The sequence below is a fragment of the Serratia sp. J2 genome (assembly GCF_046269175.1).
In the GTDB taxonomy this organism is placed as follows: Bacteria; Pseudomonadota; Gammaproteobacteria; order Enterobacterales; family Enterobacteriaceae; genus Chania; species Chania fonticola_C.
Window position 1 is genome coordinate 87462 of the sequence record NZ_JBKABN010000001.1, and the last position, 11996, is coordinate 99457.

Genomic DNA, 11996 nt, shown 5'->3' on the forward strand with positions numbered 1-11996 from the left:
TGGGATAGTGGATATGAAGGAAGCACCCATGAACGGGTTATGTGCCAGTCGTAGCAGTTGGTTATCGGGTTTGCAGTGGTTCTTTTTCATTTTCTGCAATACGGTGGTGATCCCACCGACCCTGCAATCGGCATTCAACCTCTCTGCTGGTGTGACCTTTTGTATTACCCAATATACCTTTATCTCAACGGCGCTGGCCTGTCTGGCACAGGTGTTTTTGGGCCATCGACGAGCCATTATGGAAGGGCCAACAGGTCTGTGGTGGGTGACCATTTTAACCCTGACCCTGGCGGAAGCAGCCAACGGCACGCCGCTGCCAGAAATTGGTGGCAGCCTTGCGGTGGGGATCCTGATCTCTGGCATCTTGACCATTCTTATTGGGGCTAGCGGTTTGGGGTTCCGCCTGGCACGGCTGTTCCGTCCGGCGGTGATGGCCACGTTTATGTTTTTGCTGGGGGCGCAGTTAATCACCATCTTCATGAAAGGGATGCTGGGGTTACCTTTTGGCGTTTATACCGGCGTCGTGACCATTAACTCCCCAGCCTTTTACTGGGCATTGACGGTGTTGCTGTTGATTATTGCCATTATTGCCTTTTTACCGCGGGCGATCGGCAAATATGCGCTGTTAATCGGCACTCTGGTTGGCTGGGGCGTTTACAGCTGGTGGTTTGCCCCCACCGGTGTGCCGATCACGGGCAGCGATTGGGTGCTGTTCCCACTCGGGTGGCCGCAGGAATTGCATTGGGGGATTGTGATCAGCGCCGTCCTGACCGGTTTGGTCAACGTATCGAATAACTTTGCCGCCATTCGTGGCACCGATATTTTTTACGCGGACGGCCCGGCGGGCAGAAGCCTGTTCCGGCGTAGCTTTATGGTCTCAGGTGGGCTGACCTGCCTGGCTGCTCCACTGGGCGTGGTGCCTTTCTCGCCTTTTGTCTCTTCCATTGGCCTGCTGACCCAGACACAAGACAGCAGTCAGCGCTCGTTTATTATTGGTAGCGTGGTATTCCTGCTGGTGGGGATGTTGACGCCGCTTGCGCAATTCTTCTGCAGTATTCCTCTCACGGTCAGCAGTGCCGTTATGCTGGCCTCTTATCTGCCGCTGCTGTTCTCCTCGGTGCTGTTTATCAACAAGATCGAACTGAATAGCCGCAACATTTATCGGCTGGCGCTACCGCTATTTTTGGGCGTATTCCTGATGAGTATGCCTTCCTCCTTTTGGCAGGGGGTGCCGATCACCATCAGGCCGCTATTCAGCAATGGCCTGTTGATTGGCGTGCTATTGGCGGTGTTGGTTGAGAATAGTATTCCGTGGGATAAGGTGAAACCACGCTAGCATTTATAATATAGCAATCAATATTGTTTAAATTCTCACCGCCCTGTCTTTGATGATGAGGGCGATTTAATCCAATGACACTGAAATAAAATCTGAAATAGCAGGATGCCAACCAAGGAGATCCGATATGGCGACCAATAATGCTGCGATTGATCAAGCTATTCTGGCCAGTCCCGACAAGGCTAAACTCTACCGTAAAATAGCCTGGCGAATTATGCCGATATTACTGATTAGCTATATCGTCGGTTATCTTGATCGTGTTGGGATATCATTTTCAAAATTCCAGATGATGCCGGATATTCTGCAAGGTAATGTGTCGATGGCAGAGGCGGTTTATGGCCTCGGTGCTGGTGTATTTTTTATTGGTTATATTATCGCCGGTGTGCCAAGTAATATCTTACTGAGTAAGTATGGTGCGCGGAAGGTCATCGCCCTGTTGATGTTGGTATGGGGCACGATTTCAATGCTGAGTATCTTCATTACCAATCCCACACAGTTTTATCTGGCACGATTCCTGCTGGGGTTAGCCGAAGCCGGTTTTTATCCGGGGGTGATCCTCTATCTGACACTGTGGTTCCCTTCAAGCCAGCGGGCAAAAATGACGGCGCTGTTTGTTTGTGGGATACCGGTGAGTAACATCATCGGTGGGCCACTTTGCGGTTGGATTATTGAAAACATGAATGGCATGTTCGAGCTGTCCGGCTGGCAATGGTTATTCTTTATCAGTGGTCCGCGTGCATTATTGATTGCGGTCGTCATTTTCTTCTTCCTGGATAATACCTATCAGAGTGCTAAATGGCTCAGTCCACAAGAAAAAGAGATGATCACCCAAGATATGGTGCAGGGAACATCGAAAAAGATAGGTGCTGATGGTGCAGCGCAGGAGTGGACAATGAAGACCATGCTGAAGTCTTCTGCTTTCACTAAAATGTGGTTGATCTGTTTCTGTACGGTGATGGGGCAAGGGGGATTGGCCTTCTGGGTGCCAACCATGATCCGTGATACGGGGGTAAGCTCGGTAATGGATATCGGTTTGCTGACCATGCTGCCGTATATGCTGGCCGTTGTCGCTATGCTAATGGCTGCACGCAGCTCTGACAAACACCGAGAAAGGCGTTGGCATATCATTGTTCCTTTTTGTATTGCTGCGGTTTCGTTGATTTTTATCGGCCTGTTCCCAGACAATAAAGTCATCGTGATGGTGGCATTATGTATTGCTGTTGCCTCCAGCCTGGTCCCTTCGCCGCTGTTCTGGAGTTTGCCAAATGCTATCTTTACCGGTACCTGCGCTGCTGCTGGGATAGCGCTAATTAACTCGATTGCCAATATAGGAGGTTTTATTTCTCCTTATATTATTGGTTACTTTAAAAACACCACGGAGAGTAATCTGGTCGCGATGTGTGTGCTATCCAGTATGATGATATTGGGGGCCATATTGACCTATAGCGTTCCGGCAAAACTGGTTAATAAATAATAGTCAATAGAAGTTCGGTTATTGATAATTGCTCCGATTGATAAAAAACCATGCTTTCTCTGCCTATGTGGTGATCTATTACATTGGCTGAGGGTGTGGTTTTTTTTGGTTAATGATGAAGAGGGGACCGAATGTGCCACGTATTAACTCCAGCGTATTAATGTCTTCACCGGGATCCTTAATTAAGGATTGGCAACGTGTTACCGATTAACATCAGCGTATCGAATCCATAGATTGAATCCAGCGTATTAAAGTCTTTGTCTTACCGATGGGCTTCTACACTTGAATGTTGCGCTGAACTGGCTCCCTCTCCCTGTGGGAGAGGGTTGGGGTGAGGGGAAATATTGATTGCTGAATGAGTAAGAAGACTCTGCTTTAATCAATTAGGCCACACTACTTAGAGCGTGGCCTTTGGGCGGGATTAGAAGTCAACGTCGCGGTTGCAGTCTTTCGAGTAGATATAGCTGAACTCTTCCTGGCCCACCGCATAGCCGGCTTGCGGAACATAGGCAGCCATAAAGATGTAATCCCCTTTCTTGACCGGGATCCACTCGTTATCCAGGTTGTACATCCCAGCACCGCTGAGAATATAAGCGCCATGTTCCTGCACGTGGGTCTCGATATAGCCATGGCTGGCGCCTGGCTTGAAGGAGAGGATATGGATGTTCATGTCGAACCCCAGATCCTTCGGCAGCAGATCTTGCAGGATCACATCGCTCATGCCTTCATAGTGAATTTTTTCCAGCTTGTTGACGTTGTTGCTCACCACGTGGGCTTCATAGCCCTTGATGCGGTTGTAGACACGCTTGTAGAGGAACAGCTGGCTTGGTTTTCCGCCGTTGGTGTTCTCCAGGCGCAGCATCACACCTGCAGGGCAATACAGATAGCCGCCCGTGGTGAGTGGATAATCGGTGCTGTCGGCTGACGCGGTGATGTTGCCTTCGATAACGTAGACCAAGGTTTCAATATTCTCACCGCCAAAGCCTTGCTGGTTACGGCCGCCATCATGCAGTGTCACCAGATAATCGACAAAAGTGGCGCCCAGTTTCGGGGTGGCAAGAATGGTAACGTCGCAGTTCTCAAAGCCTGGAATGATGTTACGCACCAGGCCATCCGGTGGGATCACGGCATAGTTGTCGCGTTTGATAATGGAGCGCGAAGCTAGGATATCTTTTGGATAGCCAATCTGATTATTGATATAACCCACGTTAATTCTCCTGATTAGTCAGGGCCGTAGCCCTACAACAAAAATTATGCCTGTGCCGCCGTTTGGCGATTGTTTTTCTGCTTCATCAACACGTTGACGGTAAAGAAGATCACGGTGCCGATCAGCAGGATGGCGGCCGAGATATAGAAGCCCATCACCTTGGAGCCGGTGCTGTCGGAGATCACCCCGGTGAGGAATGGAGCAATCACCGAAGAGGACATGCCGAAAAAGTTAAACACGCCAAAGCTGGTGCCGTAGCCTTTCTTCGGAGCGTTATCCGCGACGAAGGAGATCATGATTGGATCCACTGCCAGCTTACCGAGCAGGCCGTAAAGGATCAGGCTGACCAGCAGGGTGGTGGAGTCAGGTGAGATCACGGTGCAGACCAGCGTCACTGCGGCGCAGATTTGCAAGAAGATGATCAACTGCACTTTCTTGGCGCGGAAACGGTCAGACATGCGGCTGAAGAACAGCGCCCCAGGAACGGAGGCAAAGGCAACCAGCGCGGCGGAGAAGCCGATGGCCACGCCTTCGAACCCACGTTCCTGTTGCAGGAAGGAAGGCAACCAGGTCACGATCATGTAGTAGCCATAGCAGGTGGCGAAATACATCACGTAGGCGGAAATCATCCGCAGGCTGAACAACCCACTGGCTTCCTCGGTCTCTTCCACTGGAGTGGCCGCGGAGGCAGCCGGGCTGGCGGCCAGAGAGGCGGTATAGGAGCCCCCTTTGATCACCAGGAAGAACACCACCGTCATTACCACCAGCAAGCCGGTGATGATAAACAGCATGATTTGCCAGTCCATCCCCATGCTTTTCACCAGCAGGCTGGAGGCGATCAGGCCAATGGCCATCCCCAGCGCAGAGCCGCTGTTGATAATGGCGGTGGCCAAACCACGGCGTTCCAACGGAATGTTTTCTGATGACAGCGAGTAGGCTGAACCGTAGTAAGAGCCACAGCCCATCCCGGCCAGCAGGCTACCGGCGTAGATCATGGTCAGGCTGGTGGCGTTGCCGATCAGTAAGGTGGCGATGATGAACAGGCAAAAACCTGGGATCAGCACCACCTTTTTGCCGAACTTATCCACCAGGATCCCGGCCGGGATTTGCATCCCGGTATAGGCAAAGAAGTAGAAGCTGGCGATCAGGCCCATCTCGGCGTTGGAATGCGAGCCGATGGTTGCCTGGATCTCAGGGAAGATCGGTGTCAGCACCGTGCGGTAAATCCAGATCACCGCCCAGCCCAGGCACAGGACCACCACGATTTTTTTCCAATACAGCGGATCAAATCCGGTGTTGGAGGCGGTTTTACTGTTGCTCATAGGCGGGCTCCCTGCTCGGTATAGGCCAGTTGGTATAAGGTATGCGCCAGAATTTTCACCCCTTCGGCCAGGTCGGGCAGTTCGGTTTTTTCCGCCGGGTTATGGCTGATACCGGCAATGCTTGGCACAAACATCATCACCGTCGGCACGTGCGGGGCAAAAATCTGTGAGTCATGGCCTGCACCGCTGTGGATCATGCGGTAGTTCAGCTTATGGCTTTCGCACAGGTGGCTGACGCAGGCCAGTAACTGTTTGTCCATGGGGATCGGCGTTTCATCCATCCACAGGTCGATCTCGACCTCAATGCCCATTTCGGCACAGATGCGCTGAATATCGGCTTCGATCTCTTGGGTAAAACGCAGCAGCGTCGCTTTGTCGGTGTGGCGGCAATCCAGGGTGAAATGAGTGAAACCAGGCACGACGTTGACGGTGTTAGGCTTGGGCTCTACCTTGCCAAAGGTCAGCACCAATGGGTCGCCTTCCGCTTTGGCCTTGGCGATGGATTCGCAGCAGATCCGGCTGAAGGCATAAACGGTGTCCTTACGGTAACCCATTGGCGTGGTGCCCGCGTGGTTGGCCTCGCCCTTGAGTTTGATATCGTAGCGGCGCTGGCCGACGATGCTGGTGACCACACCAATGGTTTTTCCTTCGGTCTCCAACACTTTGCCCTGCTCGATATGCAGTTCAACGAAGGCGGCGATATCTTTGCGCAGCGGCTGGTTTTGCGGGCGGAAGTCAAAGCCTGCGCTATGCATGGCGTCAACGAAATTCACGCCTTTGGCATCACAGATGCTTTTGACTTCTTCCGGGCGAGCGGAACCGATAATGTTTTTACTGCCCCAGAAAACGTAAGGGAAACGGCTGCCTTCCTCCTCGGCCAGCGAGATGACTTCCAGCGTGCGCAACGGCGCACCGTAGGTTTCTTTCAGATGTTTGATCGCCAGATAGGCGGCTTCGATACCAAACTGACCATCAAGGTTGCCGCCGTTGACGACCGTATCGATATGCGAGCCAGAAAGGATCACCTGATCGGGATATTTGCTGCCCTGCAGGCGGCCGGATAAATTGCCGACGGCATCAAAAGAGGTCGCCAGACCGGCGGTTTCAAAAGCCTGCTTCAGCGCCTGTTGGGCTTCCACCCACTCAGGGGTATACAGCAAGCGCGTCATGCCGCCGCTGGGATCTGCCCCGATCTTGGATAACCAGCCAGAAGTTTCACTAATTTCTTGTTGGAAATTCTTCATATTTATCTGCCTGCTTGTAACGTCCCTGAGACATGCGCCAACTCAGCTTTGTCGGGAGGGTTGATAAGGAAAATGGCGGCGAAAATAGCTTTTCTCCGCCTGATTTAATTAATCTGACGATTAACTGGCAAACGGATCTTTATGGTCGTAGGAACGCTGGTAAATATCGTCAGAAATCAGGTATTGATAAATGTCGTCAACAATATCGATGCCATTCTTTTCATTTTCTATTTCACGCATATGGCTACCCTGGCCAGGGTAGAGCACTTGTTTCACGCCAGGTGCCGGTTTGATTTCGTTCAGTTCTCTCATTACCTGGCTGATATGTTTGCGGAAGGTCACCTCGTTGGTGAAATAGCTTGGGTTGAGCACGATATGCAACTGGCCCAATTCCCGGCCTGCACTTAAGTCGTGATACATCGAGCTGACGTGTTTACCGAACGGCAGGCCAAGCAACACGCCGGATAGAATATCGACCATCATCATCAGGCCGTAACCTTTTGGCCCGGCGATAGGCAACAGCCCGCTGACGGCGAAAGGATCGGTGGTGTTATTGCCTTCGCTGTCTACCGCCCAGGTATCCGGGATGGGCACGTTGCGTGAGCGGGCGTCCAGCACCTTGCCCCAGGCCTGAACCGTGGTAGCCATATCGAAGGTCATGATGTCGTCGCCTTCGGCCGGCGCCGAGAAAGCGATAGGGTTGGTGCCGTAATAGACCTCTGCACCGCCATAAGGGACGACCATCGGATCTGACTGACACACTGATATACCAATCATGCCCGCATGGGCGGCCTGCTGCACAAAGTAAGACAGCGCGCCACTGTGGCCGATGCGGCGAACGCCTACCACCGCGACGCCGTTCTCTTTCGCCATTTCGATGGCGTGGTCCATACCCAGCTTGGCTGCGACATGCCCGGCACCGTTGTCGCCATCAAAAACTGCGCTGCAAGGGCCGGTTTTTTCAAAGGTGAAATGCGGGTCGTTATTGGTGCCGCCTTTGCTGATGCGTTCAGAATAATATTCCACCCTCACCGCGCCATGGGAATGGATCCCGCGCGCATCTGCATGGACCAAAACGTCCGCGACAATCCCGGCGTGTTCCTGGCTTAGGCCTGCAGAATGAATTTTATTTTGAATCAGTTGATGCAGTTGCTGCTTAGAGACTTTCATTGACAGTCCTTCCATTGATATACCCCATGGATTTCAAGCTGCAGCTTGAAAGACGACGGGTATACGGTTTATTAAAACTATCTCTGTCTCCTACTGTATAAACATAGCAAGGGAATAATGTGATCCAGACGGCTATTATTTTATTGGCTTAAATTTTCGTTGAATGGCATTACCATTGTTAGATTATTTTTAACAAAGCGCCGTCTTTCTGACGATTGAATTCAATTAATCCCCGCCAGACTTGATGATTTTTTCTAACAATGGGCAAAGTGTGATGAGACTCACCTTCGTCAATGGGTTTTATTTGTAGCTTGGCCAATAAGAATATGGGGTCTGAAATAAATAGGTTACTAAAAATATCTGAGAACGCCCATTGAGAAGTTCACATGCTGTTTTAAGGATATCACTATGATCCATGCTTTTATAAAAAAAGGGAGCTTTCAGGATTCCGTCAGCCTGATGCTAATTTCCCGTAAGCTCAGCGAATCACCCAACGTCGAAGAAATATCGGTCATGATGGGGACGCCGGCCAATAAATCCTTACTTGAAGCGACCGGTTTCTGGCATCCGCAATTCAGTGAAGCGACCCCCAATGATATTTGCGTGGCGATCAAGGCGGAATCTGCCGATGACAGCATCACCACACAGATCGGCGAAGCGTTAGACCTGGCGTTGAAAGCCATTGCCCAGGGGCAGCAGGGCGGTAAACGCCTGCTCAAGGCACGCAGTTGGCGCATGGCGCGGCAGAAGTTGCCGGATGCCAATATGGTGCTGATCTCCATTGCAGGGGAATATGCCGCGCAGCTGGCCGATCAGGCACTGGACGATGGCTGCAACGTGATGATGTTTTCCGACAACGTCAGCGTTGAGCAGGAAGTGGCGCTAAAAACCAAGGCGCGTGACAAGGGCCTGATCGTGATGGGGCCAGACTGTGGCACGGCCAATATTGCCGGGGCACCGCTGGCCTTTGCCAACGTGGCCCCCAAAGGCATGATCGGCATCATTGGCGCCTCGGGAACGGGTATCCAGGAGCTGACCTCACAAATTACCCTGGCTGGGCAAGGCATCTCTCACGCCATTGGCTTGGGCGGGCGTGATTTAACTGCCGAAATCGGTGGTATCAGCGCTATCAGCGCACTGCGTATGTTGGCGGCCGATCCGCAAAGCCAGGTGTTGGCGTTTGTCTCCAAGCCTCCGGCCGAAGCGGTACGTCAACGGGTTATCGGTGAGATGAAAACCCTTGGCAAACCGGTGGTCGCGCTGTTCCTGGGAGCTAAAGCGCCTGCGAAACAAGAGGGGAATATCTCCTTCGCCGCGACGTTGGATGAAGCCGCCCGCCTGGCTGCGATGTTGGCAAACGTGCAGCAAATGGCCGCACAGCAACCTGCGGTATGCGGTGGCAAAATATCCGGCCTGTACGCCGGTGGCACGCTGGCGGCGGAATGCGCCATGTTGCTGGCCGATCGATTGGGCGTGGAGGCCGACAGCAAGCATCAGCATGGCTCAATGCTCAACGCCGACGGACACCGCATTATCGATATGGGGGACGATTTCTACACCCAGGGCAAACCACACCCGATGATCGACCCGTCCACCCGTAATCAGGAAATCGCTCGCCTTGCTCAGCAGCCGCAGATTGGCGTGTTGCTGCTGGATGTGGTGATTGGCTATGGCGCGCAGGAAGATCCCGCAGATTCCTTGGCTACCGAAGTCAAACGCGTACGCGAAAAACGTGGTGCGGCCCATCCGTTGGCAGTTATCGCCACGGTGACAGGCACCGAACAAGACCCCCAGCAGCGCTCCAAACAGATTGCCACGCTCACCGAGGCGGGCATTGCCGTGATGAATTCGCTGCCTGAAGCGGTCGCGCTGGCCTGCCAGTTAATCGCCCCTCCAGCGCTGGGTAATAACGAACCAGCACCCGCCATGCTGGCCGGTGTTTCCGTGATCAATGCAGGCTTGCGTAGCTTTGCCGACGATCTGCAAACCAACGAAATTTCAGTGGTGCATTACCAATGGGCCCCGGTGGCCGGTGGTAATCAACGATTGGCTAACATACTGAAAAATTTAAAGTAAGGGATTGATATGACCGCAACTATTGAACAAGCAAACGCTGCCGTTATCGCCAGGATCCGTGAAGCCCGCCCTCATTGGCAGGATGTTGATTTAGCGAAAAACCTGATCCCGCAGTTGGCGCAGGGGAGAAAACTGCTGCATGCCGGGCCGCCGGTTACTTGGGCGGAAATGAGTGGCCCGGTACGCGGTGCCTGCATTGGGGCATGCCTGTTTGAACAGTGGGCTGAAAGTGAGCAGCAGGCGCTGGCACTGCTGGAAAACGGTGAGATTGAATTCATCCCTTGCCATAACGTCAGTGCCGTTGGCCCGATGGGGGGCATCACCTCGGCGCATATGCCGCTGGTGGTGGTGAAAAACACCGTTCATGGTAACCATGCCTACTGCAACCTGAACGAAGGGATCGGTAAGGTGATGCGCTTTGGTGCCTATGGGCCAGACGTGCAGGCGCGCCTGCGCTGGATGCGTGACTCACTGGCACCGGTACTGAAAGAGGTGCTGGCCACCTTTGATGAGGGGATTGACCTCACCGCCGTTATGGCTCAGGCCATCACCATGGGGGACGAGTTCCACCAGCGTAATATCGCAGCGTCGGCGCTGCTGATGCGTTTGTTAGCCCCTAAAATCAGCCTGCTTGAGCGGGACAACGTTGAGCTGGCCAAGGTCATGCAATTCCTCAGCATCACCGATCAGTTCTTCCTCAACCTGGCGATGGCCTATTGCAAGGCGGCCATGGACGCCGGGGCCGAGATTAAGCAAGGCACCATCGTGACGGTGATGACGCGTAACGGTAAAAACTTTGGCGTCAAGATCAGCGGCATGGGCGACCAATGGTTTACCGCGCCGGTCAATACGCCGGAAGGCCTGTTCTTCTCCGGCTATAGCCAGGCTGACGCCAACCCGGATATTGGCGACAGCGCCATTACCGAAACATTCGGCATTGGCGGTGCGGCCATGGTCGCCGCGCCTGGTGTGACACGCTTTGTCGGTGCCGCCGGTGGCATGAGTGCCGCGACCGATATCTCCGAAGAGATGGCCGAAATTTACCTGGAACGCAACATGATGCTGCAAATCCCAACCTGGGACTTCCAGGGCGCTTGCCTGGGGCTGGACGCCCGCCGGGTGGTGGAAACCGGCATTACTCCGTTGATCAACACCGGGATTGCCCACCGTGAAGCCGGGGTTGGGCAGATTGGTGCCGGTACCGTGCGTGCTCCATTGGGCTGCTTTGAAAAAGCCATCGAAGCACTGGCAGAAAAGCTGGGTATCAGCGCGTAACAACCGGTTCGCCCGGAGGAGACTCCGGGCTAGGGAGCAAGTTATGGACATCACCGCGTTAGCCATTAGCCGCTATGCCACGCAAGATTACGGCCCGTTACGCTGCGTGGGGCGTTTCAACAATGCCATCAACTTTCTCTCGCCTAACGATCGGCTACTGACATTGCACCGTGAAGGGCGTGGGCTTAGCCCGATGGGCTGGGAAATTGGCGACGATGACTTCGACGAAATCTTTGACAGCCTGCCTGCGGCCCAGCATTGCCAGCTTTCACCGGCGGGGATCGAACTGGAGGATATAGCCATCTATCGCCAGGGGAGGTGCTTGGATCTCTGCCTGAAGGTGAGCGGAGAAATTGCGTTGCCGCCATTGGCTACCGCGCTGGCCGATGTTGATGCCCAGACCGGCCTGTTTGGCCGCCTGGACAACCTCGTTGACCAGCCGCATTGTCTGGAAATTCGCGAACTACGGCAGCACTTTACCGCCTGGTTGTTGGGGCAGAAAGTAGACTGGAGCGCCGTGCTTGGCAAAGGCCCTGGCTTGACGCCAAGCAATGATGACACGGTGCTGGGCATGTTGCTGGCGGCTCATCTTGATAGCCGCGTGGATGTCGCAAGGTTGTCGTCCTTTTTTGCCGCCAGCCAACCCTTAAGCCAGTTGACCACCTTGGTCAGCGTCCACTATTTGCAGTTTGCCGAGCAGGGGATCTTCTCCACCCCGGTACAACTCCTGGCACGCGCCTTACTCAGACCACAAGAATTACCCGCAGCCATCAACGACATGTTGGCAACCGGGCATTTTTCCGGTGCGGATACGCTATTGGGCGTCTGGTTGGGCGCGATGGCAATCAATCGTCTTTATTAATTTATCAGCGGAAAACCATGCCGAATGCCG

Annotated in this window: 9 protein-coding genes; 5 read left to right on the forward strand and 4 right to left on the reverse strand. The window is 53.5% G+C overall.

What is annotated here, in order from left to right; translation table 11 throughout:
• Positions 1-28: 28 nt before the first annotated feature.
• Together ACKWMY_RS00400 and ACKWMY_RS00405 are read left to right on the forward strand one after the other, a co-directional pair.
• Positions 29-1336, forward strand: a complete 1308-nt coding sequence (locus tag ACKWMY_RS00400) for a uracil/xanthine transporter (RefSeq protein ID WP_199063378.1) — start codon at positions 29-31, stop codon at positions 1334-1336.
• A gap of 127 nt (positions 1337-1463) precedes the next feature.
• Entirely contained in the window at positions 1464-2810 is a 1347-nt protein-coding gene (locus ACKWMY_RS00405; RefSeq protein WP_024528432.1) for an MFS transporter, read from the forward strand.
• A 421-nt stretch (positions 2811-3231) separates the two neighbouring features.
• On the opposite strand, the gene allE is transcribed toward ACKWMY_RS00405, so the two are convergent.
• The 4 genes from allE to allD form a co-directional block, all read right to left on the reverse strand.
• Positions 3232-4017 carry a (S)-ureidoglycine aminohydrolase gene (allE, locus tag ACKWMY_RS00410; RefSeq protein ID WP_074027782.1) on the reverse strand — a complete coding sequence of 262 codons (786 nt, stop codon included), beginning with the start codon at positions 4015-4017 and terminating at the stop codon, positions 3232-3234.
• A gap of 44 nt (positions 4018-4061) precedes the next feature.
• Positions 4062-5339 carry an MFS transporter gene (locus tag ACKWMY_RS00415; RefSeq protein WP_059200049.1) on the reverse strand — a complete coding sequence of 426 codons (1278 nt, stop codon included), beginning with the start codon at positions 5337-5339 and terminating at the stop codon, positions 4062-4064.
• Complete coding sequence (gene allC / locus ACKWMY_RS00420) at positions 5336-6583, reverse strand: allantoate deiminase (RefSeq protein WP_309047885.1); 1248 nt, start codon at positions 6581-6583, stop codon at positions 5336-5338. The genes ACKWMY_RS00415 and allC overlap by 4 nt, the downstream gene beginning before the upstream one ends.
• Before the next feature lie 120 nt (positions 6584-6703).
• Positions 6704-7753, reverse strand: coding sequence for an ureidoglycolate dehydrogenase (gene allD, locus ACKWMY_RS00425; RefSeq protein WP_024486472.1), 1050 nt, complete (start codon positions 7751-7753; stop codon positions 6704-6706).
• Between the two features lie 408 nt (positions 7754-8161).
• On the opposite strand from allD, the gene ACKWMY_RS00430 reads away from it, so the two are divergent.
• Genes ACKWMY_RS00430 through ACKWMY_RS00440 form a run of 3 tightly spaced genes read left to right on the forward strand, consistent with a single transcriptional unit; the run spans position 8162 to position 11966 of the window.
• Positions 8162-9829 (forward strand): acyl-CoA synthetase FdrA, encoded by a 1668-nt coding sequence (locus ACKWMY_RS00430; RefSeq protein ID WP_409485711.1) that lies wholly within the window; start codon positions 8162-8164, stop codon positions 9827-9829.
• A gap of 9 nt (positions 9830-9838) precedes the next feature.
• Complete coding sequence (locus ACKWMY_RS00435; RefSeq protein WP_024528437.1) at positions 9839-11104, forward strand: DUF1116 domain-containing protein; 1266 nt, start codon at positions 9839-9841, stop codon at positions 11102-11104.
• 43 nt (positions 11105-11147) lie between these two features.
• A complete protein-coding gene (locus ACKWMY_RS00440; protein ID WP_065686309.1) occupies positions 11148-11966 on the forward strand; it encodes a DUF2877 domain-containing protein in 819 nt (272 codons plus the stop codon).
• Positions 11967-11996: the final 30 nt, after the last annotated feature.

What these genes read in the sequence shown, in the direction of transcription:
- ACKWMY_RS00400 (WP_199063378.1), top strand. Translation starts at nt 29, where the DNA reads ATGAACGGGTTATGTGCCAGTCGTAGCAGTTGGTTATCGGGTTTGCAG.
- ACKWMY_RS00405 (WP_024528432.1), top strand. Translation starts at nt 1,464, where the DNA reads ATGGCGACCAATAATGCTGCGATTGATCAAGCTATTCTGGCCAGTCCC.
- ACKWMY_RS00415 (WP_059200049.1), bottom strand. Translation starts at nt 5,339, where the DNA reads ATGAGCAACAGTAAAACCGCCTCCAACACCGGATTTGATCCGCTGTAT.
- allC (WP_309047885.1), bottom strand. Translation starts at nt 6,583, where the DNA reads ATGAAGAATTTCCAACAAGAAATTAGTGAAACTTCTGGCTGGTTATCC.
- allD (WP_024486472.1), bottom strand. Translation starts at nt 7,753, where the DNA reads ATGAAAGTCTCTAAGCAGCAACTGCATCAACTGATTCAAAATAAAATT.
- ACKWMY_RS00430 (WP_409485711.1), top strand. Translation starts at nt 8,162, where the DNA reads ATGATCCATGCTTTTATAAAAAAAGGGAGCTTTCAGGATTCCGTCAGC.
- ACKWMY_RS00435 (WP_024528437.1), top strand. Translation starts at nt 9,839, where the DNA reads ATGACCGCAACTATTGAACAAGCAAACGCTGCCGTTATCGCCAGGATC.
- ACKWMY_RS00440 (WP_065686309.1), top strand. Translation starts at nt 11,148, where the DNA reads ATGGACATCACCGCGTTAGCCATTAGCCGCTATGCCACGCAAGATTAC.